Source organism: Pseudomonas sp. NPDC089406 (genome assembly GCF_044900265.1).
In the GTDB taxonomy this organism is placed as follows: Bacteria; Pseudomonadota; Gammaproteobacteria; order Pseudomonadales; family Pseudomonadaceae; genus Aquipseudomonas; species Aquipseudomonas fakonensis.
Genome location: NZ_JBJDNC010000029.1, coordinates 30,784 through 55,005, shown reverse-complemented (window position 1 = coordinate 55,005; position 24,222 = coordinate 30,784). Strand labels below are relative to the sequence as shown.

At 61.1% G+C, this 24,222-nt stretch carries 23 protein-coding genes and 1 pseudogene; 13 read left to right on the top strand and 11 right to left on the bottom strand.

Annotated features, from left to right (window positions below):
- Positions 1-435: 435 nt before the first annotated feature.
- Positions 436-1,212, top strand: coding sequence for a hypothetical protein (locus ACI2KK_RS19950; protein ID WP_404670251.1), 777 nt, complete (start codon positions 436-438; stop codon positions 1,210-1,212).
- Between the two features lie 276 nt (positions 1,213-1,488).
- Here ACI2KK_RS19950 and ACI2KK_RS19945 read toward each other — a convergent pair whose 3' ends face one another.
- Both ACI2KK_RS19945 and ACI2KK_RS19940 read right to left on the bottom strand, forming a co-directional pair.
- Positions 1,489-2,220, bottom strand: a complete 732-nt coding sequence (locus ACI2KK_RS19945; protein WP_404670250.1) for a retron Ec48 family effector membrane protein — start codon at positions 2,218-2,220, stop codon at positions 1,489-1,491.
- Positions 2,213-3,403 carry a reverse transcriptase family protein gene (locus ACI2KK_RS19940; RefSeq protein ID WP_404670249.1) on the bottom strand — a complete coding sequence of 397 codons (1,191 nt, stop codon included), beginning with the start codon at positions 3,401-3,403 and terminating at the stop codon, positions 2,213-2,215. The genes ACI2KK_RS19945 and ACI2KK_RS19940 overlap by 8 nt, the downstream gene beginning before the upstream one ends.
- Positions 3,404-4,806: 1,403 nt before the next feature.
- On the opposite strand from ACI2KK_RS19940, the gene ACI2KK_RS19935 reads away from it, so the two are divergent.
- The 4 genes from ACI2KK_RS19935 to ACI2KK_RS19920 all read left to right on the top strand — a co-directional run bounded on the left by ACI2KK_RS19935 (position 4,807) and on the right by ACI2KK_RS19920 (position 6,891).
- Positions 4,807-4,950 carry a hypothetical protein gene (locus ACI2KK_RS19935; RefSeq protein ID WP_404670248.1) on the top strand — a complete coding sequence of 48 codons (144 nt, stop codon included), beginning with the start codon at positions 4,807-4,809 and terminating at the stop codon, positions 4,948-4,950.
- 737 nt (positions 4,951-5,687) lie between these two features.
- A complete protein-coding gene (locus ACI2KK_RS19930; RefSeq protein WP_404670247.1) occupies positions 5,688-5,903 on the top strand; it encodes a hypothetical protein in 216 nt (71 codons plus the stop codon).
- 639 nt (positions 5,904-6,542) lie between these two features.
- Positions 6,543-6,683 carry a hypothetical protein gene (locus ACI2KK_RS19925; protein ID WP_404670246.1) on the top strand — a complete coding sequence of 47 codons (141 nt, stop codon included), beginning with the start codon at positions 6,543-6,545 and terminating at the stop codon, positions 6,681-6,683.
- Positions 6,676-6,891, top strand: a complete 216-nt coding sequence (locus tag ACI2KK_RS19920) for a hypothetical protein (protein WP_404670245.1) — start codon at positions 6,676-6,678, stop codon at positions 6,889-6,891. The genes ACI2KK_RS19925 and ACI2KK_RS19920 overlap by 8 nt, the downstream gene beginning before the upstream one ends.
- A gap of 173 nt (positions 6,892-7,064) precedes the next feature.
- On the opposite strand, the gene ACI2KK_RS19915 is transcribed toward ACI2KK_RS19920, so the two are convergent.
- Positions 7,065-8,150, bottom strand: coding sequence for a DUF3396 domain-containing protein (locus tag ACI2KK_RS19915; protein ID WP_404670244.1), 1,086 nt, complete (start codon positions 8,148-8,150; stop codon positions 7,065-7,067).
- 797 nt (positions 8,151-8,947) lie between these two features.
- On the opposite strand from ACI2KK_RS19915, the gene ACI2KK_RS19910 reads away from it, so the two are divergent.
- The gene (locus tag ACI2KK_RS19910; RefSeq protein ID WP_404670243.1) at positions 8,948-9,088 is read left to right on the top strand and encodes a hypothetical protein; all 141 of its coding nucleotides are present in this window, start codon (positions 8,948-8,950) and stop codon (positions 9,086-9,088) included.
- The gene (locus ACI2KK_RS19905; RefSeq protein ID WP_404670242.1) at positions 9,081-9,296 is read left to right on the top strand and encodes a hypothetical protein; all 216 of its coding nucleotides are present in this window, start codon (positions 9,081-9,083) and stop codon (positions 9,294-9,296) included. Before ACI2KK_RS19910 ends, ACI2KK_RS19905 begins: the two co-directional genes overlap by 8 nt.
- A 115-nt stretch (positions 9,297-9,411) precedes the next feature.
- Here ACI2KK_RS19905 and ACI2KK_RS19900 read toward each other — a convergent pair whose 3' ends face one another.
- Positions 9,412-10,689, bottom strand: a complete 1,278-nt coding sequence (locus ACI2KK_RS19900) for a flavohemoglobin expression-modulating QEGLA motif protein (RefSeq protein WP_404670241.1) — start codon at positions 10,687-10,689, stop codon at positions 9,412-9,414.
- Between the two features lie 228 nt (positions 10,690-10,917).
- Here ACI2KK_RS19900 and ACI2KK_RS19895 point away from each other — a divergent pair, with 228 nt between their 5' ends.
- Positions 10,918-11,994, top strand: coding sequence for a helix-turn-helix domain-containing protein (locus ACI2KK_RS19895; RefSeq protein ID WP_404670240.1), 1,077 nt, complete (start codon positions 10,918-10,920; stop codon positions 11,992-11,994).
- A 368-nt stretch (positions 11,995-12,362) separates the two neighbouring features.
- On the opposite strand, the gene ACI2KK_RS19890 is transcribed toward ACI2KK_RS19895, so the two are convergent.
- The 3 genes from ACI2KK_RS19890 to ACI2KK_RS19880 all read right to left on the bottom strand — a co-directional run bounded on the left by ACI2KK_RS19890 (position 12,363) and on the right by ACI2KK_RS19880 (position 15,554).
- A complete protein-coding gene (locus tag ACI2KK_RS19890) occupies positions 12,363-13,217 on the bottom strand; it encodes a hypothetical protein (RefSeq protein WP_404670239.1) in 855 nt (284 codons plus the stop codon).
- Between the two features lie 11 nt (positions 13,218-13,228).
- Positions 13,229-13,912 (bottom strand): hypothetical protein, encoded by a 684-nt coding sequence (locus ACI2KK_RS19885; protein WP_404670238.1) that lies wholly within the window; start codon positions 13,910-13,912, stop codon positions 13,229-13,231.
- Positions 13,913-14,075: 163 nt separating this feature from the next.
- Complete coding sequence (locus tag ACI2KK_RS19880) at positions 14,076-15,554, bottom strand: methylenetetrahydrofolate reductase C-terminal domain-containing protein (RefSeq protein WP_404670237.1); 1,479 nt, start codon at positions 15,552-15,554, stop codon at positions 14,076-14,078.
- 364 nt (positions 15,555-15,918) lie between these two features.
- Here ACI2KK_RS19880 and ACI2KK_RS19875 point away from each other — a divergent pair.
- Together ACI2KK_RS19875 and ACI2KK_RS19870 are read left to right on the top strand one after the other, a co-directional pair.
- Positions 15,919-16,914: pseudogene (locus ACI2KK_RS19875) on the top strand (5-methyltetrahydropteroyltriglutamate--homocysteine S-methyltransferase); the annotation flags it as partial.
- A 190-nt stretch (positions 16,915-17,104) separates the two neighbouring features.
- The gene (locus ACI2KK_RS19870; protein ID WP_404670236.1) at positions 17,105-17,632 is read left to right on the top strand and encodes a histidine phosphatase family protein; all 528 of its coding nucleotides are present in this window, start codon (positions 17,105-17,107) and stop codon (positions 17,630-17,632) included.
- A gap of 171 nt (positions 17,633-17,803) precedes the next feature.
- On the opposite strand, the gene ACI2KK_RS19865 is transcribed toward ACI2KK_RS19870, so the two are convergent.
- Positions 17,804-18,760 (bottom strand): arsenic resistance protein, encoded by a 957-nt coding sequence (locus ACI2KK_RS19865; RefSeq protein ID WP_404670235.1) that lies wholly within the window; start codon positions 18,758-18,760, stop codon positions 17,804-17,806.
- Between the two features lie 76 nt (positions 18,761-18,836).
- Here ACI2KK_RS19865 and ACI2KK_RS19860 point away from each other — a divergent pair, with 76 nt between their 5' ends.
- Entirely contained in the window at positions 18,837-19,544 is a 708-nt protein-coding gene (locus ACI2KK_RS19860) for an SDR family NAD(P)-dependent oxidoreductase (RefSeq protein ID WP_404670234.1), read from the top strand.
- A 119-nt stretch (positions 19,545-19,663) separates the two neighbouring features.
- Here ACI2KK_RS19860 and ACI2KK_RS19855 read toward each other — a convergent pair whose 3' ends face one another.
- From ACI2KK_RS19855 to ACI2KK_RS19845, 3 genes are all read right to left on the bottom strand, one after another.
- The gene (locus ACI2KK_RS19855; RefSeq protein ID WP_404670233.1) at positions 19,664-20,842 is read right to left on the bottom strand and encodes an acetyl-CoA C-acetyltransferase; all 1,179 of its coding nucleotides are present in this window, start codon (positions 20,840-20,842) and stop codon (positions 19,664-19,666) included.
- Positions 20,843-21,240: 398 nt separating this feature from the next.
- A complete protein-coding gene (locus tag ACI2KK_RS19850) occupies positions 21,241-22,596 on the bottom strand; it encodes an ATP-binding protein (protein WP_404670232.1) in 1,356 nt (451 codons plus the stop codon).
- Positions 22,593-23,258: a response regulator gene (locus ACI2KK_RS19845; protein WP_404670231.1), complete on the bottom strand. Its 666-nt coding sequence runs from the start codon at positions 23,256-23,258 to the stop codon at positions 22,593-22,595. The genes ACI2KK_RS19850 and ACI2KK_RS19845 overlap by 4 nt, the downstream gene beginning before the upstream one ends.
- Positions 23,259-23,405: 147 nt before the next feature.
- On the opposite strand from ACI2KK_RS19845, the gene ACI2KK_RS19840 reads away from it, so the two are divergent.
- Both ACI2KK_RS19840 and ACI2KK_RS19835 read left to right on the top strand, forming a co-directional pair.
- Positions 23,406-23,672, top strand: coding sequence for a PepSY domain-containing protein (locus ACI2KK_RS19840; protein WP_369989727.1), 267 nt, complete (start codon positions 23,406-23,408; stop codon positions 23,670-23,672).
- Complete coding sequence (locus tag ACI2KK_RS19835; RefSeq protein WP_404670230.1) at positions 23,672-24,208, top strand: cytochrome b/b6 domain-containing protein; 537 nt, start codon at positions 23,672-23,674, stop codon at positions 24,206-24,208. Before ACI2KK_RS19840 ends, ACI2KK_RS19835 begins: the two co-directional genes overlap by 1 nt.
- Positions 24,209-24,222: the final 14 nt, after the last annotated feature.

Sequence of the window (24,222 nt, the reverse complement as noted above, 5' to 3'; positions counted from 1 at the left end):
CGAACGGCAGCAACTGGCCAAAAGCGCTCCCTCACCTAGTTCAACGCCAAGCAGCTACAAACCCGCAGCCTCGCGGTACTCACATGTCCGCCTCAACATCTGACCAACCTCTATCTAACAGCCGTCATTCCAATTTCGCCATGCGGTCTACGCTATCAACGGCTTTTTCTTGCCGACTGCTAGTGATCCGGACTAACTTCATTATGTACCACACCGCTGTGCGGAATACCTTGGAGTAGTCCGCTGCAGACGCTATAGCAGGGTGGTATGTCGTGGCAGCTTTGGATGAATTTTCGTCTAGGGTATACGAGTTTTTCTACCGAGGCCGGGAGCTGGTGACACCTAAGATATCGACAAGAACATTATGCGGCACGCCATCACAATGGAAATTGCGACATGATGTATCAATGACAGTTGAATTTATGGGCGAGACTTATGCCAAGTTTTGTATGGGACAGAGACACAGAAGAAGCGTGGAATGAGCCGTATGAGTATGAGGGGCAAGAGCAATTTCATCGAGAAGCTTATAAGGTTCTATCGTCAATAAAGCTTCACTATGCAGAAAAGGATATGTACTTTGATCGAGATGAACGAACTCTCGACAAAGCGATCTGGCTAATACAGATAGATGCCTTGGAGGCGCTAATAGATGCCTTGAAATTAACAGAGGAAAAGAGGCATCGAATTGCCTCGCGCTTATTCCGTGATGCGGTTGAAACAATGGATATTTCGGCCTACTTTTATTTGGCTGGTGATGGGGCAAGGAAAGATCTTGCTAGGTGGTATAATAGCGAAGTCATTCCGCATAGGGTTTTTAGAGAATTCATAAGAAAATTTGAGTGCCAAGATAAAGCCAAAAACTTAAGCGATCTTTATAGCGATCTCAGCAAGTATACACATCGGACATATAGTGCGATAACCAAAAGCTACCTGTTGGGTAGAGATAACAAAATTGCCTATGATGGATTTTCTGAGACCGGTTTTAGAGTGCTTCCGCACGTCATATCACTTTCGTATGCAATAATCGCAGCATTGATCAAAAGATTTGTCACGATTGCCGAAAACAGCCAGCAACTTGATTCTGCCAAAGTTTGCAATATTTGGGCGACATCATTGGAGCAAGAGACAGTACCCAGACGCTTTGGTCCAGGGCCAGGTCAGTTGCTAAGAAGTGCTCCTATAGCATTTGAGCTGAAGTTGGATGAAGGTTAATTGAGTTCTCTAGTTTTGCTGATGGATTGAATATCTGATTTTGGCCGTTTGCTATCCTCCGCCAAGGGCCGCTATGGATTTACGGACGATCACCGTGGGGCGACCCAGAGCGGCCCTTGGCGGAGGGACGCTAACAGCCAATATCAGTCATTCGAGATTACCCGGTACCCCCAGCAGCGGACATATTGAAATGTTTTCTCTGAGGCATAGCGAACGTGGAAATCCAGCTGAAATTGCCATGGAAGCGGGAAAGATTACATACTGCATTTCGATAAATTAAACGTATTGCCTCTTCACTAACTCAGGTACTTTGTCCGAGAAACAAAAAGATTTATTTAGGCTAGATATCAAAGAAAAAACTTGATCTTCAATCTCGTAAAATTCATTTCTAGGCTGATGGCCTAGCGCGACCCCCATACAGCCTAGAGCATCGATGATTCTTTTCTGATGTGGCATGTATCGAAATGAGCCTTGAAGCGCAGTTCTTGCTTGTTCATTAGAAAAAAGTATTTCACTATTTAAAGCTGAGATGATGGTGCAGTAATCATCAGAAATTGAAGTTTTCCCATTTCGCGAATCAGAGAAAATTAAATTATACCAAACAAATGTATCTACAGATGAAGGAGATATACGGTTGCGCTTGGAGATCTCTAATGCTATGTAGTTTTGAAATATAGAAAAATGTGAGATGTGGTTTGATAGTGCTGTGGCGTTCGCACTATTTAGAAAACTCATGAGCGCAACTATTATCCCCCCAATCGTCGCAAGCCCTACAAGTAAATTGAGAGTTGCTATGAGTATCAAAAAGGATTGGTCATATATTTCTAAAAACTTCTTAATGCATCCGTTGTTAAAGCAAGGAGGCCTGGCGAACTCGCCGTCAATGCCGGTGATGATTATAGTTATAGTGCTCAGTATTATGCCTGTTGCGGCGACCAATAATAGTCCGACGACAAGGTAGTTTAGATATGGGTAATCGCGCCAAATTTCGCCAAGTTTTTTATTCATAATCAGGCTTCAAACCCTTTAACGACTTTCTGATTTCTTTTGTGACAGCTGGAAATGAACGTTTTAGGATAATTAATCTTTCTTGAAGCTTATAGTATCGCTTTGCATACCAATAGGTGCTACGTTTAGTAGCACAGTCACGAGCCAGGCGGTCCAGCATTGCACGCGCACGCTCGATATCCTTTTTTGAAGGCAAAGGAAATATTTTCTTAAGTCGTGCGAGCAGCGAGTCGTATCGATCATGACCCACCCTGACTAATTTGTTTACTCGCCCCATACAGCGATTGAAATCGTGTCGGTAAGCGTGAGTTGTTCTATAGCCGCGCTCTGATGCTAAATTTTCTATATTTTTTACGGCTGCCCTGATCCTAGCGATCTCTCCAGATGGAAGGCGAGGCTGAGGAAATGCGACCCTTAGACCATGGACAGTCAAAGGCTCGCTGGAAACATAAATAGATCGAGTTTTAACAACGTTAAGCGGGAGGTCCTTACTAGTAAGCATCGCCCTAATAATGTCCAGAGCATAACTAAAATCGTAGTTTGATACCTTTGATGAAACCGTTATGTCATCTACTAAGCGCGTATATACAAGACTTTTCCGCGACAATCTATGAACCACGGCGCCCTCAATATCATGGAGGCACAAACTGGCCAGATAGCTTGAGGTTAGGGCTCCCTGGATTACATGAGACCTAAAACAGCAAATCTCTGCAAGCAATTCAGAGACTTCTCTGTCAAATTTCATGAAATTGCTAAATATATCAAGCACTAAGTCTTTGTGGATGTTGTCAAAGAAATCTTTGACATCAACTTTCAATAAGCTCTTCGCGCCACAGTGTTTGGCGGCACACGACACATAGTCTTTGTTAATCAGACGTTTAGTATCTTGCTCTCGTTGATTTGGTACGGAGCCAAAAAGATGGTCTGGCCACTCAATAACGCTGAGCCTGGAAAATATACGCTTGTTTATTCTTCGCTGAATTTTCCTGAGCAAGAAATGCGGATTGTGGACCAGTCGAACGCTGCCATCGCTCTTGAATACTTGGGAAACTGCGTATTTTTCCTCATCAGGAAGAGACAGTGTCGCGTGAATTTCGTCGAGCGATACAGAAAGTGCACTACAAAGATTTTCAATACTTGAAATCGAGCCCGTTGAAACTTTTCTAGGATTGAGTAGCGCCATTTTTAAATCCTATTAAAAATAGGTTTGACCAACCCATACTCAAGGGTGCAGTGAAGGATGATGCATTCATCGATCAGATCGCTGGCAGCTGCCATCCTTCACATGGCCAAACCTACCGTCCCTGTCTCCTCCACGTTTCTCGGAGGGGATCGGAGGTGCGAGCCTCCGGACAAGTCCAAAGTCAGAAACTTCAGACGCTCATACGAGCAAAACCCAGGATCTATAAGCAATCGATTGCAGCACATAAGCGGTACGCTTACGCAACGCTAATCTACATACGCCAAAAAATAAATGCAATGCCTCCTGAGAAGACGCGCTGAACCATCAGGAAAATCTATGGTCTAAGGCCGTTTTTTCACTTTTTTCCTAGGGGTAAAGATTCCAGCCCTTCACCCGCTCATCGGGCTTTGCACCGTCGTGGTGTACCACTCTGGCATGCCCCGGATCTACCTCAAGCCCCATCTAGATTGCTCCACTCGAGTCTTGCAGATACGGAACACCTTTTGTGTTACTGAGCCTTAGTGTTCCACATATTTCTCAATGGTGTTCCCTAGCTATAGGTCCCTTGTTTGCTGGCTTCCAGCGCTTTTGAAACACCAAGAACACCAGTTCTTAATGGTCACACTCCCCACGCCCCGAAAAGGGCTGAAGCAAGCAGCGAGGCAACCCCCTAGACTTCCCGAACTGGCCGCTTTGCCGGGTTAGGGACCATGAAGTCTGTAGCTCATCGTTGCGCCCCCTCACTGACTAGATACCAGGGTGGGGCGTCGTGCATTTGCCGTTTTGAGGCCTCCCCATACCCCCCCTACACGGGTACGGGGACTCGCGGTTTCCCTACAGCTGAGGTTTTCCCTGGGATGTCCGTCTTCTGTTTCATTCAGCTGAGGCCCAAACGATCCCGAAAGCTTGACGTGCCGCTTGTTGCCGGGGCGCGGCTGCATCTCATCAGTTAGCCGGCTGGCCCGCTAAGCGGTCGGTAGACAGGCGGGCAGTGTTGCTGCTTGGCGGGTTGTGTCTAGCGATGCCGCCGAGACAGGGGGAGGGTGAATTGGGTTTTAGGTATATGGTTAGGTATACGGTTTGGGAATATAGAGGCTTAAGGTCAATAAATACGGGGTCTATGGGTGCCTGATTCGACTCCTGTCTCCGCACCATTACATTTTCCGGCAAGGCCCGATGACTTCCGGAAACCCCAATGAAACCGCCCTCTATGGCGGTTTTGTTTTTCAGGTAGGCTCCTAGCCTTCGATACGTCTCAGATTTTCTAGTATGCGCAGTACATCGGCACTTCAGGTTGCCTGTACAAGGTTGGTGTCAACACGATTGAATACCTCAGCCCCGAGCACTTCGCCCGTGAGTAATTGGTTGCTGCGCTTGGATGCGTAATGGTCAAGGAGCTACCCATGATCCCGTTCAAGCCACGCTCTGAGAAGGTCAAGAGTCCCTTCGCTGAGTTCATTCGCAATGCGAAGTCTGCCGAGAAAAAAGCGCGTTTACAGTACCGTGCTGACCGAAGCTACCAAACGTCGAAACGAAATCATGGTTGAAGCCCAACAGAAATGCGCTTAAGCAAAACGTATTTTGGAGCCCGGCACATTGCCGGGCTTTTTCTTTCGGGCTTTCGGGTATCCGCCGTCAGAAGCGTCTTGCTAGCCCGCTTATGCACCTGCCGCTTTCCACTTAGTAATGCGCGTTTTTTCAGATAATAAATTTTCGCAAATTGGGCTTCGCCCAATGTTTTCTGGGCGAAATCTAAAAATTTTATAGATAATAATTCTGCTGCCCAGCCATGATCCTGAGATCAGGCCCTGCCATCCACACCTCAGCCTGTTGTCCAAATCCCGCAACACCTAGCGACTTTTCCCCGCCTCCAGAAGCTTGCATATCTCCCCACCAAGGCATAAATTCCCCTCCGTCGCGGCCAATTCCGCGACCGGGTTTGGCGACCCGAACGTAAAAGGCGCAACGGCGCCCCGACCACGATTGCAGGCGCTTTTTTTGCGTCCGCAGTTTCGTGTAATGGCGGCTGTGCGTGGGAGACCTTCGGGTCTGCCGGGTTCCTTTTCCTCGGTTCGCCAACCTGCGTACAGCTGCCACCCTAATCGTTTGGCGACGATGGGTGTGGTGCTTAAACCGAAAAGGACCTCATGCATGCTCATCGCAAATCGGTACAGGATCCTCGCATCCGCTCTCCGCCGCCCATCCCCCGCGGCCCGCAAACCCCATCGTTTCTACCTGATCGACAGCCACGCCCTGGCCATCCGCGCCAACCAGGAGGCCCGTCATGACTGACCAAGACCGCTTGTCCCTGATCCAGAGCCATGTCTGGACCCTCGAACTGCTTGGCGAAGCACTGGTGCAACACGACGAGCTACTGGAATGCGAACACAACCCGCACCTGAGTTTTCGCAACACGGCGGGCATCCATCAGGCGATCCGCACCATCAGCCGCTTGGCCGGTGAGCAGATCGGCAAGCTGGAAAAGGTGAAGGGGGATTGAGCTGAACCACCTGTGAGGCGAGGGCCGCTTTGCGGCCCATCGCGGGGTTCAATCGAAAGTCTGGGTGATGGGGCTTGGTCCTCACAGCCGTTAACGAGTTTTCCTCTCACAGAGTCCCTTCGCAGTTTCGGGAATTTTTGCACATTTTTCTGCGCACAAGTCGCCCCTCCGGAAGCTAATTAAGCCGGGGTTTTCGCCACTTTGTTCAGTTCAAAATGTCGCCGCTTCTGCACATTTTTATGCAGATAATTTTCGGCCCCCCGAGATCCTCGTCCCGGTTGTCGTGCAGAGTCACTTATCCCAGCGACCACACCTCAGCCCGTTGTCCAATTCCGGCAACATTTAGCACCTTCTCCCCACCTCCCAACCCTTGCACAACCCGCCCCCGAAGCATAAATTCCCTCCGTCGCGGCAAATTCCGCGACCGGGTTTGGCGACCTGGATAAACTTGGCGCAGCAGCGCCCCACACGATTGCAGGCGCTTTTTTTGCGTCTGCAGCCTCGTGCCATGGCGGCTGTGCGCGGGAGGCCTTCGGGCCTGCCGGGTTCCAAGTTCCCGGTTCGCCAACCTGCGTACAGCTGCCACCCATTGTTTGGCGACAGTGCGTGGTGGTTCCAACCCAACTTGGAGTCTCATGCATGCTTACTCGCATCCTGAGCCGGATCCTCGCATCCGCTCTCCGCCGCCCATCCCCCGCGGCGCGCAAACCCCATCGCTTCTACCTGATCGACAGCCACTCCCTGGCCACCCGCGCCAACCAGGAGGCCCTTCATGACTGACCAGGAACGCCTGTCCCTGATCCAGAGCCATGTCTGGACCCTAGAACTGCTCGGCGAGGCGCTGGTGCAACACGACGAGCTACTGGAATGCGAACACAACCCGCACCTGAGTTTCCGCAACACGTCGGGCATCCACCAGGCGATCCGCACCATCAGCCGTTTGGCCGGTGAGCAGATCGGTAAGTTGGAAACGGTAAAAAGGGATTGAGCTGAACCACCTGTGAGGCGAGGGCCGCTTTGCGGCCCATCGCAGGGCTTACAGTGCTTTCCACACGGCGACAGGTAGAACACCTGCAGAAAACCACTCGATACACATTGAAAGGTTCGAGCGGGCTCTAGCTTTCCTCGCGTGCAGATGACGACGGCGCAATCCCGAGCGGTTTATATGCGTTCAGGCAGGGTATTGGCAGCGTCCAGTTTGGGTTCGTTGTCGAGAAGCCTGGTGCGCCAAGCCGGTAGATCATCGTCATTCACATCCAAGCGCTTGAGCCATTGGTCAGCCGACCAGCCCACGAGCCGCAGCTCACCGTCATGAGAGCCGCCGTGTAGTGAACCGACTGTTTCGTAGCGGATGCCTTTGAGCACATGATTCAAAAGCACGTAGGCTGCCGGCTTAGGATCATCGCCATCTCCTCCTGATGGGTAAGCGCCGGCCTGAATCACCACACCGGCACCGTAGTCGTAGAAGGCAAAGTGACTGGCCGGAAGTTGCGTGCGCAACATCGCGAGACCGCCGGCCTGCTCCACGCGTGCCTGGTCGAGTACGGTCAGCCAGCTGACAGTCTTGATTCTGGTAGGTTTGAACTCTGGAATGTTGGCCAAAAGGGCAGCCGTTCCTGCATCCAGGCTCGGCATCCGCGCGGCCATGAAGGCCTCGGTAGGTTCGTTACTGTCTCGGCTGGTAGGTGAAAGGTTGAATGCGTGCCCGGCGTAGCCTTGCTCTGCGGCAAGTCGACGTGAGAAGTTCAAGAACAGGCGCAAGAAATTCAGAGGGTTCTGCTCCTGGTAAAGCAGAGGTACTGAAAACTCCAGCACGCTGAGCCCACGCCCTTTTTTGGCCTGCCAGCCTCGCTTGCCATAAATATCAAACAGCCAACCACTGGCGTCACGTGATTGTTTGCCGCTGGTGTAACAGAAACTCAGGTGATCGTCTTCATCCATTGCCTGCATCATCTCGCGCAAGGGACGGGCTTCAGCATAAGCCGTCAACGGTTTTCCTTGCGGGGGCTCTTCTCGCCATAGCCACGTAAGAGAGGGGGCGGCCAATTCTTTGAAGTCGTCGAAGCACTGACATAACGCTTCTCTCACCAGAGCGGTATGCGCCTCTTTGAAATAGAGCGTACCGCGCAGGCACAGCACGGCTCCGATGTAGTCTTCGGGGCCGCCTTTCATCAGCAGGTTGCCGGGTACTTCCAGCGACTGGGGATGCTTGGCCAGCGCTTCGGCCAGGTGGAATTCCTGCTTCATGTAATGTTCTCCACTTCAGTAGACCGGTGCGGGGGCGGGGATAGGGGCGCGCGGGCCACGCCCCCGGGTCAGGATCAACATCGCGCCGCGGGCGATGGCCGCTGCCCATCCGAGCTGCTCTACGGGCACCTTTCGGGGGGACCGTAGCAGAGAGTGATTGCGCAACTTCTTGCGCACCTCGGCTACAGTCCGCACAGATACAAAGTCCTGTGAGTTTGTAACTATTTACTTCATTGAACAGGGGCGCTTCCAAGCTGTTGCGAGAGGGAAATGCGATCCCTGAATGAACGGTTCCGACAGCCCCCTCTTGATGACGATTCATATATCTCCAGCAACAGCTATGCACCTACTGGCATTCGGGCATGCACCGGTCATCGCATTGCAGGTGCACCCGGCTCATATCTAGCGGTGCGGGTCTCGGCATCTAATGCGGTACTGCAGTAGCGTGTATCGCAGAGTCAGCTAGGTAAGTTTTTTCCTTCAAAAAACCGGGAAATTTCTACCCTGCTCAACTGCCGCATGGCGAATCTACCCAGGGACAAATTCAGCCGGTCGCAGCAATACCCGCGACCAGGTGTAGGAACCTGCTGGTAAACTTGGCGCTCGCACTAGGCGTCCCCAATCACTCTTGGCTCGCGTTTTTCGCGTGCTGCGGCGTGTCATGGCGGCTGTGTGTGGGCAGGCTTCGGCCTGGCCGGGTTCCAAGTTTCTCGGTATTCCTACCCCATGCACAGCTGCCACCCAATCCCGTAGGAAGGATCGTGGTAGCTCCAATCTCAAAACTTGGAGTCTCATGCATGCTTACTCGCATCCTGAGCCGGATCCTCGCATCCGCTCTCCGCCGCCCATCCCCTGCGGCGCGCAAACCCCATCGCTTCTACCTGATCGACAGCCACTCCCTGGCCACCCGCGCCAACCAGGAGGCCCGTCATGACTGACCAAGACCGCCTGTCCCTGATCCAGAGCCATGTCTGGACCCTCGAACTGCTCGGCGAGGCGCTGGTGCAGCACGACGAGCTACTGGAATGCGAACACAACCCGCACCTGAGTTTCCGCAACACGGCGGGCATCCATCAGGCGATCCGCACCATCAGCCGCTTGGCCGGTGAGCAGATTGGCAAACTCGGAACGGTGAAGGAGGAATGAGCTGAAAAGCCTGTGTGGCGGGGGCCGCTTTGCGGCCCATCGCGGGGCAAGCCCGCTCCCACGTCGGTGAGCCGGCAGTGAGTCCATTGGCCCGGTAGCCAGCATGGCTCAACCCTCACCGCGCACTAGCATCCCCCTCATGCTCATCCGCAAACGCCATAAACAACGGCAAATTAAGCCCGTCCAACTTGATCTGCGAAATAAACGCCGAAAACGCAAGGTTGGCCGCAAGCCTGCGCATATCACTGGCCCAGGCCGGCACATAGGTCGGCGCCTTGAGCCAACCGGTTTCGAACAGCGGCGCCAGGCGCAGGGTATCGGACAGGCTCAGGCGCCCGGCAAACAAATGGCTCACCAGCTCCGGGCGGTTGTCGCGCACCGCCACCCGCAGCAGGGTATGCACCCCCAGCAGCCCGGTCAGGTAGGCCGCGTCCTTGGTAAAGGCCGAGCCGCCGCGCAGGTCGGCGCCGCGGAACACCCGCTGGGTCGAGCGGAACGACTCCTCCTGCGACTGGCCGGCCTGCACAAACCCTTCGAACACCTGGATAAAGTCGGCGCCATCCAGCGCCTGCTGCACCGCCAGCACGCGCAGGGCGATGCGCCGCAGGCGGTTGATGTCCATGCTGCCGGTGAACAGCTCGGCCAGGGTGGCGATGCCTTCCTGGGTCTGGGTGGTGCGCGGCGCGCCCAGGCCCAGGCACTTGAGGTTGGGCTGGCGGGCGCCGTTCTGCGCGGTGGCCACATGCACAAAGGCTTCGTGCTGCAGCAACTGTTGCTTGTCCAGCTCGCTGAACAGCGCGCTGGCGCGCAGGCGGATGCGGCTGCTGCCGGCAATCGCCTTGGCTGCCAGGGCCGGGTCCAGGGCAATGCTCACCTGGCCTGTGCCGAAAAAGCGGTCCAGCTCCGGCTGCAGCCAGGCGGCGAAGTCCTCGGCGGGGATGTTCGCCTCGCTCGGTGGTATTTGCCCGCCGCCCAGCAGGGCGTCGGTGGTCTTCAAAAAGAACCGCGCGGCATCGAGCATGCTCAGGTTTTGCCGGGGGTAGAGAAAGTCCGGGCGCCGGTACAGCGCCGATGAATAGCGGGTAAAGGCCGGCGTGCCGATGGCCCCGAGCATGCGCCCGGCGGTGGCGTAGCTGCGCGCGGTGGCGGCCAGGTAATGCCCGGCTGGGTGGCCCTGGTCGCACTGGCCGATGAAGGTCTCCAGGGCGGCGATTTCGGTGCGGTGATCGCGCGGTTGCTGGGTCACCTTCGGCAACTGCGGCTTGCCCGCGCGCCACTGGGCGAGGAATACCGGTTCGATGTCATCCGGCCAGGCCAGGGCTTCGAGGACGCGAACCTTGCGGGCCAGTTTGGGCAGTGCAGCGTCGAGTTCGGCGAGGGTGCTGGCACTCATGGACGGCTTCCTTGAGGGGCTGGTCAGCGTCACAAAAGCATAGCCGTTGGCGAACAGCGCACCGGCCGCGCCGGTATCGCGGGGCAAGCCCGCTCCCACGCTGTTGGCGCAATGCAGGGTGGGTTGAGGCTGCCCGCACGCCCGTCGCCGACGGCTCGACGGCTCGGCACGGCAGGTTTATAGTTTTAAAATATTTTACTTTTTCATAAACCAGCAAGGAGGCAGCCAATGATCGGCGAGCGGCTCAAACGTGCCCGCGCTGCTGCTGGCCTGTCGATGCAGGCGTTAGGTGATCAGGTGGGCGTCAGCGCCAACATGATCAAGAAGTACGAACACGACCAGAGCATGCCCAGTTCTGGCGTGCTCGTTCGTTTGTGCAAGGCGCTGTCGGTGCGTGCCGAGTATTTCTTCCGCCCTGCCAAGGTCGAGCTGGCCGGGGTCGAGTATCGCAAGCGTTGCAGCACCCCCAAGGCGATCCTCAAGCGCATCGAAGCTGACGTGCTGGACCAGGCCGAGCGTTGGCAAGAGCTGATCAACCTGTGGCCGGGCTACCCCGTACAGCCATTCAGCGTGCCGGCCGGGCTGCCGGTGCAGCTGGCTTCGCTGCAGGCCGTCGACAACCTGGCAGATCAGCTTCGCCAGTTGTGGGGGCTTGGCTGCAGCCCTATCCCTGACCTGATCGACGTGCTGGAAACCCACGGCATTCTGGTAATCATCACCCAGGTCGATGCGCAGGCGAAATTTGACGGTTTACAGGCCTGCGTGGCGGGCCAGCCGGTGATTGTGGTGTCGGCCAACTGGCCGGGGGATCGCCAACGTTTCACCCTGGCCCATGAGCTGGGCCACCTGCTGATGCACGGGCGCCTGGCCGAAGGGCTGGATGAAGAAAAGGCCTGTAACCGTTTTGCCTCGGCATTGCTGGCGCCGGCCAGCGCCATGCGCCAGCATCTGGGCCACAAACGCCAACGGCTGGAGGTGCAGGAGTTGTATCTGCTCAAGGCTGAATACGGCCTCAGCATGCAGGGTTGCCTGTATCGCGCCGGGGACCTGGAGATCATCCCGCACAACGTGCGCGAACGCCTGTTCATGCTGTTCGTCAAGCAGGGCTGGCGCAAGAAGGAGCCGGGGGCGGCGTACCGGCAAGAGACTACGCGGCTGTACCAGCAACTGGTCTACCGCGCGCTGGGGGAGGGCATTGTCAGTGAATCCAAGGCGGCGGAGCTGCTGGGCCTGACGGTCTACCAGTTCCACCAGGCGCGCAAACTGGAGCGACTGGATGCAGCGCTGGATGACTTGTATCGATAAACGTACGCCCAGCCCTTGGCGCCGTGCGAACGGGTTCGCAATATGCATCGCGCTGCAGGAGCAACTGTCTTGTGCTGCCTGAACCGGCCTCATCGCCGGCAAGCCGGCTCCTACAGGTGCAGCACTGGCCTGAAGCTTGTGTAATCCCTGCCGTAGCAACTGTCTTGCTCAATTGCTAAAAGCTGGCGCGATCCCTGTGGGAGCGGGCTTGCCCGCGATACCGGCGCCGCCGGTGCCATCCCATCGCGGGGCAAGCCCGCTCCTACATCGACCGCCTAACCTTCAGCCTCACGCGATCCCTGTAGGAGCCGGCTTGCCGGCGATGAGGCCGGCACAGGCAGCGCAACACGGCTACCCCCGCACAACCCTCACTGCGCCGCCTCGAACAGCGCCACCGGCACCGCCTTCAGCGCCCCGTCCAGGTTGCGGTAGCGGTTGTACTGCGCCGACGGCGGCAACAACCGCCCGCGTTCCACCATGCGCCGCCCGTCCAGCAGGTAGCGCACGGTCTGCTCCTGGCTGCGCTGGGCCGCCGGGCCCTGGTTCAGGTCGGCCGCCAGCAGCCGCATCGACTCCTCGATGCAAGTTGCCAGCAGCGCATCGACCTTCTGCGCATCCAGCCCGCCGTCGTCGATGCAATGCTCGCCGCAGCGGCGCAGCGACAGGCTCTGCACTTCCAGGCGCGTGCGGTACAGCAGGCTGCCGGCGATATCCTGCAATTGCACGTCGCTGACCAGCCGGAAGCTGCCGCGGTCCGGGCTCACTACCACTTGCGGGGCGATGTGCAACGCCGCGGTCACCGGCCCGCTGCCGGGGCGCAGCCCGGCATTGCCGGCGGCCTCGTTGTAATACTGCTGCAGCTTGCCGTTGTACGGGTGGTCGGCCAGCACCACGGCCATCGACTGCGCCGCCTGGCGGGCATCGCGTTCGGCTTCGCGTTGCAGCGAGGCTTCGCCAACCTGGGTGTTGATCGCGCTGGCCAGCAGCAGGCCGATGGCGCCGCCGCCACTGGTGGCATTACGCGCCAGCGACTGGTTGGTGGCACGCGCCTTGGCGGCGGCTTCGGCGTCGATCATCAGGCTGGCATCCACCCAGCCCTGGGCGGGCACCTGCACTTCTAGGCGTGCGCCGTGCTCGTTGAGGTAGCGCAGTGCCGTGGCGTCGTGAATGTCGGCCGGCCGCGGTGCCTGTTGGGCGCAGCCGCTCAACAGCAGCGCCAGCAACAGCCCGCGCTTCATTGCGCGAAGGGGGTGACGAACAGCTGGCGGCTGTTATCCACAGCCTGGTAGAAGGCGTTGGACAGGTTGCTGTAGGTCGGCTGGTCCCATTCGCCCTGGGCCGGCTGGGTCACCTCGAAGCGCTTGAACCAGCGCAGGCGGCTGTCCTGCACGTCCACCAAAATGCCACGGCCGCTAACGATCGGGATCGGCGCGCTGGTGGGCACCACGCTGTAGTAACTGCGGGTGGCGCCGGTGCTGTCGATGGCCACCAGCAACAGTCGGTCGATGCCGTAGGCGGTCTTCAGGGAGCTGATGTCACGCTCCATGTAGCCTTCCTTGAACTTGGTTTCCTTGTACTTGGCCAGGTCGATGCGTTCTTCGATGCGCTTGGTCTTGTAACCCTTGGCTTCGAGCTTGGCGATGATGGCATCGGGCAGGGTGTTGACGTCGGTCAGGTCCCAGGTGCTCACATGGGTGCTGAGCTTGCTGTTGACGCCGGTGTTGATCGCCAGGTCCAGCAGGCCCTGGTTGCCGGTCAGTATCAGCCGCGGCGGTACCACGGGGGTCATGGCCACGCCGATCACTTGTTCCTTGTCGCTCCAGAATTCCTGGTCGAGCTCAACAGGCGGTTGAACGTGGGCGCAGCCGGTGAAGATCAGGCACAGCAGCAGCACTGCGCATCCTTGCAAGTAACGCATCGGGCATTCCTTTATTACGGTTGAATACGGGCGGTATCGGCCTGTGGGCGCAAAGCATGATATCAAAGTGATATCGCATATGAGAGAGCAATTCTCATTCTGCCCCGGGCCCGGGGATACTACAGGGGGCCGGAGGCTGTGTGATAGAGACGGCAAGACGCCATCACTCTTCCAGCGGTAGAGGCTCCCCATGCACCCGCTCGGGCTGGCCTTGGGCGAACCACCCCGGCCAAGAACTGCGCTGGCGCCCCTCCACCTGCACGCAAGGTATCAGCCGTTCCACCAGCACCTCGGTGCGCCCGACCCCCACCGCCAGCCGGTACTTGGCGCTGTGCACGCATTCGCGGTCGCCGAACTCGCAGCGGTCCAGGCGCGTTCCGCCGCAGGGCCCGTTGGCCAGGCCCTTGGGGCAGGTCTCGGGGCAGATGTACAGGGTGTCTTCCAGCCGGCAACTTCCACAGGTATCGCAGCCCACCATTGGCCGCTTGATGCGACGTTCCAACTGGTGCAGCCACTGCGCGGCCGTGGGGTTGGCCCACAGCGGCCGGGTCACCGCCCAGCCGAACGCCTTGCTCAGCGCGGTGCTACGGCTGAACAGCTGGTGGTGCATGGCCGACAGCAGGTGGTAGCGGGCTTTTTCTTTGGTTGATGCGCTGATCTGCCGTTGCCCCAGGCGCCAGTCCTGCCCGGGCGGGTGGAAGGTGACCGGCGCGGTGCCCGGCTGCTGCCAGGCGTCCAGCCAGGCCAGGGCCCAGCTGTCCAGGTCCTGGTACAGCGGCTGCAGCGCGGTGATGGCCTGCTCCAGCGCCTCGAACTGCTCCACGTCGTGGATGCCCGACAGGTGTACCCCGGCATAGCCCATCAACCGCAGGCCGATCACTTGCAACGCCAGCCGGTGGTTGCCGCGCTCCTTGGCGTACTGCTTGCACACTGCGGCCTCGGCCGCCAGCAGCGCGCGCATCGACGGGGTGACCGTGACCCCGGCCACCTGCTCGAGCATTGCCGCACGGCCATCGGTCAACGCCATGATGCAGGCCATCAACGGTTTCGGCTGTGGCTGGCGCTGCATCCAGTCCAGGGCTTCCTGATGCTTGGCCATGTCAAAGCCCAGTTGCAGGATCAGCAAATCGGCGCCGGCGGCGAGTTTCTTCTCTGCCTTGAAGTACTGCGCGCCGCCTTCGGCCTCGCGGTACTTGAACGGGTTCAAGGCTGCGGCCAGCAGCCAGTGCGGGCGGGCCTGGCGGGCGATCTGCAGCGCCGCCACCGACTCCAGGTAGCGCACCGGGCGCTGGCCAGGGGTGTGGCCGGGCAGGCGGTCGCCGGTCAGCAGCAGCAGCTGGTCCAGCCCGGCGGCGTCCATGCGTTGCAGCTGCGCCAGCAGGTCGCGGCGCTCGCGGTCTTTGCCCGAAAAGTGCAATAGCGCGGGCACCGGTTGCTGCAGGCTGGTGAAGGCGTCCAGCGGCGACAGGTCCAGCGCGCTGCCAACCCGGTCGCCGATGGCCACGGTCATCGGCCAGCCGCACAGTTGCTGGCGCGCCATCAAGGTTTCCAGGGTGGCGAAGCGCGCAGCGGAGGGCTTGGGCACGAACTCCAGGATGCAGGCGAAGGCGTTGGCGTCCAGGGCCGATTTCAGCAGGCTCATGGTGGGGCTACCGGGTTGGGGCAGGGTGGCAGTGTGGCGCATGGGCGGGCAGGGGGGCATGTCTGGATGCGCGGGAGACTGTGCTGGTTGAGACATCAGTGTGCAAGCGTACACCTCTTCTGTAGGAGCGGCCTTGTGCCGCGAAAGGGCTGCAAAGCAGCCCCAGAATCTCGGAACCACGCAAGATTGCCGGGGCCGCTACGCGACCCATTCGCGACACAAGGCCGCTCCTACAGGGGATGGGGTTCTCGCCCCGACAATCATGAACAATCTTGATGTTCATCTCAAATTTTATGAGTTTGTCTCACGCAATCCACACCGCCAAAATCACCTCATTCATTTTCAGGATTCAAGGAACACGCACATGGCACTGGCACACACCCTGGGCTTCCCGCACTCCGGTCGCGAGCGTGAGCTGGAAAACGCCCGGGAAGCCTTCTGCAAGGGTGAGCTCGACGAGGCCGGCCTGCGTGCCGTGGGCCGCAACCTGCGCGCCGCCCACTGGCAACTGCAGAAGGCCGCCGGTATCGACCTGCTGCCAGTGGGCGACTTCGCCTGGCACGACCTGCTGCTCAAGCATTCGTTGACCTTTGGCGTCATCCCGCCGCAGCCCGGCCTGCACAGCCTGTTCGGCATGGCCAATGCTCAGCAAACCACCCCCGAGTTCACCCTCGAGCAGCCCTTCACCCTGAGCTGTGAGCAACTGTTCGAGGAGGTTGACGAAGCCCTGGCCCTGGGGCATGCGGTCAAACCGGTGATCATCGGCCCGCTGAGCTACCTGTGGCAGGGCAGCACCAAGGGCGGCGACTTCGACAAGCTCGAACTGCTCGAGCGCCTGCTGCCGGTGTACGACCAGGTCCTCAACCGCCTGGCCAGCCAAGGTGTGGAGTGGGTGCAGATCGACGAGCCGATCCTCGCCCTCGACCTGCCACAGGACTGGAAGAACGCCTACGAGCGGGTCTACAACATCCTCCAGCGCGCGCCGCTGAAAAAGCTTATCGCCATCTGCTTCGGCGGCCTGGATGCCAACCTGGGCCTGGCTGCCAACCTGCCGGTGGACGGCCTGCACATCGACCTGGTGAGCGCCCCGCAGCAGTTCCCGACTATCCTCGACCGCCTGCCGGCCTACAAGGTGCTGTCGCTGGGCGTGGTCGACGGCCGCAACGGCGGGCGTTGCGAGCTGGGCCAGGCACTGGACGTACTGCGCCACGCCCATGAACGCCTGGGCGAGCGCCTGTGGGTAGCGCCGTCGTGTTCGCTGTTGGCAGGCGAGCTGAAAGAGGCCGTACACAAGTGCCAGGAAGTGGCCCAACTGGCCAAGCAAGTCGAGCAGCCCGAACCCGCCCGCGCCCTGTGCGCCTGAGCTATTCAGGCCTGCGCTATACCTGTAGGAGCCGGCTTGCCGGCGATGAGGCCAGCCCAGGCAACAGATCACCTGAGTCTGGCCCCGGCGGCGCCGGTGATCGCCGGCAAGCCGGCTCCTACAAGGGCCCGACAAGCCAAGCGACTTCGATTAAAGTGCCCGGACCCTGCCGCTAAAGGCCGCCCGCATGCCGCCGATCCACCTCACCCTCATCTGCCACGCGCAAACCGACGCCCAGCGCCTGGGCCGCTTCGCCCAGGCCGACGACCCGCTTCGCGAGCCGCCACCCCCGCTGGCAGGGTTATCCACAACCGCCCGCACCCTCACCGCCCCGGAGCTCCGCACCCGGCAAACCGCCGAAGGCCTGGGCGCCAGCATTGAGCAAGCCCTGCGCGACTACGACCTGGGCACCTGGCAGGGCCTGGCGCTCAAGCACCTCGACCCGGCAATGTTGCAAGCCTGGCTGGCCGACCCCCACGCCGCGCCCCACGGTGGCGAAACCATCGCCGCCTTGTGCCAGCGCGTGGCGCACTGGATGGACAGCGCTTTAACACCGGGCGAATGGAGCGCGATCACCCACCCCTTCGTCATCCGCGCAGCGATGCTGCACGCGCTGGGCGCGCCGCTGGAGTGCTTCCACAAAATCGACGTGCTGCCGCTGGCGCGGGTGCGCTTCAGCCACTACGGGCTGTGGCGGTTGCAGCTGTCTGGCTAACCCTCAGAATGCCAGCGCCTGCACCGGCCTCATCGCCGGCAAGCCGGCTCCTACAGGGATCGCATGGCCTTCAAGACTGCGCAGTACCTGTAGGAGCCGGCTTGCCGGCGATGAGGCCAGAACAGGCAACACAAGGCAGCAGCTTCCCCAGCAATCTGCCCGGGCCCGCAATCAGCCCTTGATCACCCTCGGCACCACCCGCACATACACCAGCTCACTCACCAGCTCCACCAAGGTCTGGCAAATCACCGCCGCCGCTGCCAGCGTGCGGATCGGCTCCGGCAGCGCCAGGGCCAGGGGCAGCACCACCAGCGAATTGCGCGTCGCCGCACTGAAGGTCACCGCCCGCGCTTCACCCGCCGGCAAGCGCAGCAGCCGCGCCGCCAGCAGCCCTAGCAGCGGCGCCAGCACGGCAAACCCTACATACACCGGCAACACCGGCAGCAGTTCGCCCAGCCGGCTGGCCACCACGCCCACCTGCGAGCCGATCACCGCCACCAGCACCAGCGCCATGGCCGGCACCGGCAGCCAGGCCCAGGCGTCGTTCCACCGGGCAACCACCGTCGAGCGCCGGGCCCCGGCGCTGGTCATCACCGCCAGCAGCAGCGGCAGTGCAATCAAAAGCACAAAGGCCTCGAAGAACGGCGCCAGCTGGATCTGGACCTCGCTCGCACCGCCGAGCATCAACGCCAGGTACAACGGCAGCAGCGCCAGTTGCAGCAGCAACAGCACCGGCGTGGCCGCAAGCGTCAGGCGCGACTCGCCCTTGCCGATGTGGGTGAACACCACCACGTAGTCGATGCACGGCGTCAGCAGCACCAAAAGCGCCCCGGCCAGCAGCGCCGGGTGTTCGACCAGCCCGCGAGTGCCCGCCCACACCAACAGCGGCACCAGCACGAAGTTGGCCAGCAGCAGCGCGGCCATGAAGCGCCGGTTGCCCAGCCCTGCGCGCAGGTCGAGGAAGGGGATCTGCAAGAACATCGCGTACATCAGCACGGCGATGGCCGGGGTCACCAGCAGCTCCAGCGGCCGGGCAGCAATGGGGGCCAGCAGGCCGACGGCGGCGGCAATGGCCACGGCGATGAAATAGACGGGTATCTGGTTGAGTTCGAGCTGCTCTCTGTCCACGGGCGTCCTGGCAATGGCGGGTGGCGGGGTTGGCCGGGCAGGGTACTATCTGGCGCAGTCCATAGGGAGTGGCAGCATGCGAATACTGGTAGTAGGTGCGAGCAAAGGATTGGGCCGGGCGCTGGTCGAGGGCCTTGGCGGGGCGGGCGATACGCTGATCGGCGTGGCCCGCACCCGGCCTGCGCAGGGTGCGCGGCAGGTGCAGTGGGTTGAGGCGGACCTGGCCCGGCCGCGTGAGGCTGCAGCGGCGATCTTCGAGGCGGTGGCCGCAGGCGGGTTGGACGTACTGGTGTACAACGTCGGCCTGTGGGAGGCGCGGGCCTTCGAGGACGATTACCGCTTTGTCGATGATGACGACCAACACATCGAGCACATGGTCGGCTGCAACCTCACCGCGCCGTTGCTGCTGATCAAGCGCCTGCTGCCGGTGCTGCTAAAAAGCCCGCGCCCGCGCATCATTCTCACCGGTTCCACCTCGGGCCTGCCCGGCAGCGGCCGGCCCGAGGTGGCTTTCGGTGCCAGCAAGTTCGGTTTGCGTGGTATCGCCGAAGCACTGCGTGAAGGCTACCGCCAGCAGGGGCTGGGGGTCAGTTGCCTGAACCTCGGCTACCTCAACACCGAGGACGGCCTGGACGTGCCGTTGGCCGACGCCGAGCGCCGGGGGGAGGGGGCGTTGATCCCGCTGCACGATGTGGTGCAGGTGTGCCGGATGATGCTCAGCCTGTCATCGGCCAGCTACGTGCGCGACATCACCCTGCCGGCCATTCGCGACGAGCGGTTCTGAGCCCACTGGCCCCATCGCCGCAAGCCGGCTTCTACAGACGTACGCGCCCCCTGTAGGAGCCGGCTTGCCGGCGATAGGGCCATCAAACCCACCACTGTTGTTGCAGCTAACAGCAAAAATCAGCGCTCGATCGCCAGCGCCACGCCCTGCCCGCCACCAATGCACAACGTGGCCAGGCCCTTCTTCGCATCGCGCTTGATCATCTCGTGCAGCAGGGTCACCAGCACCCGGCAGCCCGAGGCGCCAATCGGGTGGCCCAGGGCAATGGCGCCGCCGTTGACGTTGACCTTGGCCGCATCCCACTCCAGCCCCTTGCCCACCGCCAGCGCCTGCGCGGCGAAGGCTTCGTTGGCTTCGATCAGGTCCAGTTCGCTCAACTGCCAGCCGGCCTTGGCCAGGCAGCGCTGGGTGGCCGACACCGGGCCGATGCCCATGATCGCCGGGTCCACCCCGGCGCTGGCGTAGGCGGCGACCTTGGCCAGCACCGGCAGGCCCAGGGCCTTGGCCTTGCTGGCGCTCATCAGCAGTACCGCAGCGGCGCCGTCGTTCAGGCTGGAGGCGTTGCCGGCGGTGACGCTGCCGTCCTTCTTGAAGGCCGCGCGCAGCTTGCCCAGGGATTCGGCGGTGGTGCCGGCACGGGGCTGCTCGTCGGTGTCGAACACCAGTGGCTCGCCCTTTTTCTGCGGGATGTGAATGGGGGTGATTTCAGCCTGGAAGCGCCCGGCCTCGATGGCCGCCACGGCCTTTTGCTGGGAGGCGGCGGCAAAGGCGTCCTGCTGCTCGCGGGTGAGCTGGTACTTGTCCACCAGGTTCTCTGCGGTGATGCCCATGTGGTAGTCGTTGAAGGCGTCCCACAGGCCGTCAGTGATCATGCTGTCGAGCATCTGGCCATGGCCCATGCGCTGGCCGGTACGGGCCGAGGGCAGCACGTAGGGCGCCAGGCTCATGTTCTCCTGGCCGCCGGCAATCACCACCTCGGCATCGCCGCAACGGATGGCCTGGGCGGCCAGGTGCAGGGCCTTGAGGCCCGAGCCGCACACCTTGTTCAGGGTCAGCGCCGGCACTTCGAAGGGCAGGCCGGCCTTTACCGCGGCCTGGCGCGCGGGGTTTTGCCCGGCACCGGCGGTGAGCACCTGGCCGAGAATCACCTCGTCGACCTGGGCCGGGTCCAGGCCGGTCTGCTCGAGCAACTGGCGAATGACTGCTGCGCCCAGCTCCACGGCAGGCACGTTGGCCAGGGCCCCCTGGAAGCTGCCGATGGCAGTGCGGGTGGCGGCGACGATGACGACTTCGTTCATTGTTGTTCTCCGGAAGGTGGGCACGATCGATCGCCACAGCATCCCTGCGCGGCGCTCATTTGAGAAGTTTGTTTTTCTTTGTGATTGATCGGGTTTGTAAATGAATGGGGCAGTTCTGGAGGTATCCACTGTTTCTGGTACCCAGCAAAGGCCTGTGGGAGCGGGTTTACCCGCGAACACCGGCATAGCCGGTGCCAACCACCGCGTCGCCTGCTTCGCGGCTAAAGCCGCTCCCACAGGGATCGCATAAGCTCCAGGCCTGCGCTGTACCTGTAGGAGCCGGCTTGCCGGCGATGAGGCCGGCTCAGGCTGCACAAGACAGTTGCTCCCACAGGAATCACACCCGCCTCTGGGTCATCGGCAAAAAATGGTTCCTGCAAAAAGCAGCGCAAAGATCTTCACGCCCCAGCCGGCAACCGCACCTGCACCCCAAACCCGCCCTCACTGCGGTTGAACCAATGCACCCCACCGCCCAACTGCTCCACCACCAGCGCCACGATCGCCAGCCCAAGCCCCGCACCCTGCGGGTTGTTGGCACTGTAGAAACGGTCGCTCAGCCGGGCCAGTTGCTCAGCCTCCACCCCCGGCCCCTGGTCCAGCACCTGCAAATGCAGCCACTGCTCATGGCGGCTCAGCACCACGCTCACTTCGCTGCCCGCCGGGCTGAACTGCAGGGCGTTGCCCACCAGGTTCTGCAGCATCACCGTCACCGCCGTGGGGTCGGCGTGCAGGTGGCAGGGGCCGGGTTCTTCCAGCACCAGCTCGACCTCGCGGCGCAGCGCCAGCGGCGTCAGTTGGGCCAGCTCTTCACGGGCCAGGGCGTCCAGGCGCACGCGCTGGCGGGTCTGGGTCAGCGGCTCCAGGCGGGCCATGGTCAGCAGCTGACTGGCCAGGCGGGTGGCGCGGGCCACGCCCTGTTCAAGAAACCCCAGCGCCTCGTCGCGCTCGCTGTCGCTGCCCGCGCGGCGGGCGTTGCCGGCGTGAATCGCCAGCACCGCCAGGGGTGTGCGCAGTTCGTGGGCGGCGTCGGCAATGAAGCGCCGTTCGCGCTCCAGCAGGCGGGTCAGTTGCAGCAATTGGTGGTTCAGCGCCTGGGCCATGGGCGCCAGCTCCGGCGGCAGGTCGGCGCTGGCCAGCGGCTCCAGGCTGTCCACCGGCCGCGCACGCAGGTGCCGGGCCAGGCGTTGCAGCGGCTGCAGGCCCCAACCCAGCAGCAGCCAGATACCCAGCGCCAGCAGCGGAATGCCCACCAGCGCCGGGGCCAGGGCCTGGTCGGCGATGCGCTGGATCAGGTCCTGGCGCAGGTCGTCGCGCTCGCCCACCCAGATCAGCAGGCCGCGCTGGCGGTCTTCCAGCAGCACGCCGCACCAGTCCTGGCCCTGGTACAGCAGGTCGTGAATGCCTGGCGCGGGCGGGGCGGCCAGTTGCGGAGCGTCGGCCGAGCGCATCAGCAACTGGCCGTCGCTGCGCCACACCTGGAACGCCAGGTTGATTTCGTAGGGGTGGCTGAGAATCTCGCTACCCGAAAGGTCCAGCGCCTGTTCCAATGCCTGGTGCACCTGCTGCCAGTCCTGCCCGGCGGGCATCTGCCGGAACATGCCCTGCAGCACCCGTGCGGCCTGCACCAGTTGGGCGTCGTAGACGTTCTCGATGTCGCGGTGGCTGTCGCGCAGCACGCTCAGCACCAGGCCCAGGCTGCCCACCAGCACCAGCAGCAGGGTGGGTAGCAGGATGCGTGTGCGGATGGCGGTCATGGCGCGTCCTCGATCAGGTAGCCGACCCCGCGCACGGTGCGGATCAGCCCGCTGTCGAGCTTGCGCCGCAAATTGTGCACCAGCACTTCGAGCGTGTTACCCGGGCCGCTTTCGTGCCAGCCGTACAGCATTTCGCCCAGGCGCTCGCGGGTCAGCACCGTGCCCGGGCGCGCCAGCAGCTGGTGCAAAAGCTGGAACTCCATAGGCGTCAGGGCCACCGGCTGGCCGTGGTGGCGCACCTCGAAACGCGCCGGGTCCAGGCTTACCCCGGCGTGCTCCAGCAGCGGTTGCGCACGGCCCTGGCTGCGCCGCAGCAGGGCGCGGATGCGCGCTTTGAGCTCGTCCACATCGAAGGGTTTGACCAGGTAATCGTCGGCCCCGGCATCCAGGCCCTGAATACGGTCGCGGGTGGCGTCACGGGCGGTCAGTACCAGCACCGGCACATCGCCCTGGGCGCTGGCGCGCAGGGTGCGCAACAGGTCGAGGCCGTCGCAGCGGGGCAGGCCGAGGTCGAGCAGCACCAGGTCGAAGGTCTCGTCGTTGAGCGCGCGCTGCGCCTCCAGGCCGTCGGCCAGCCAGTCCAGGGTGTAGCCCTCGCCGCGCAAGGCGGTGCGGATGCCCTGGGCCAGGGCCTGATCGTCTTCCACCAGCAGTACACGCATGCAAGGGCCTCCCGTCGAAGGCGCCATGATGGGGCCTGCCTGCAGCCTGTCGCCCAATGAAATGTAACTAGTCATGACCTACTAAGCTGGCATTAAGCCTGGTAGCGCATCGTGCGGGTCCACACCTTCCAACCGGAGATCATTGCCATGCGTACACTCCTTGCCTTAGCCCTTTTGCTGGGTAGCACCAGCGCCTTCGCCGCCACCCAGTGCACCACCGCCGACAAGAGCACCTGGCAGGACCCGGACAAGTTCCAGGCCCAGCTCAAGGAGCAGGGTTACAAGATCAACAAGTTCAAGGTCACCAAGGGTAATTGCTACGAGATCTACGGCTTCGACAAGGACGGCCGCAAGGTCGAGATCTACCACGACCCGGTCAGCGGCAAGGCAGTGAAGACCGAGATCGAAGACTGATGACCGGCGCCACGGTACGCCTGTGGGACCCGCTGCTAAGGCTGTGCCACTGGTCGTTCGCCGGCGTGTTCGTCGCCAACTACTTCATCAACGAAGAAGGCGAGAGCTGGCACCAGTGGCTGGGCTACTACGCTGTCGGCTGCCTGGCGGTGCGTGTGCTGTGGGGCTTCGCCGGCCCGCGCAGCGCGCGCTGGGCCGACTTCTGGCCGACCCCTGCGCGCCTTGGCGCCCATATCCGCGCGCTGTTGCACAACCGCCCGTACCACCGCCTCGGCCATTCGCCTGTCGGCGCCCTGGTGATGCTGCTGATGCTCACCTGCATCGGCGGCTTGGGCCTGACCGGCTTTCTGGCCGAAGAAGTCGACGCCTTGTGGGGCGCCGATTGGCCGATGGACCTGCACAGCCTGCTGGCCGACAGCCTGTTGGCGCTGGTGTGCGTGCATGTAGTGGCGGCCCTGGTGGAGAGCCTGCGCATGGGCGAGAACCTGCCGCTGTCGATGATCACCGGCCGGCGCCGCCACCGCGACGAACCCTGACCCCCGAGAGCTCC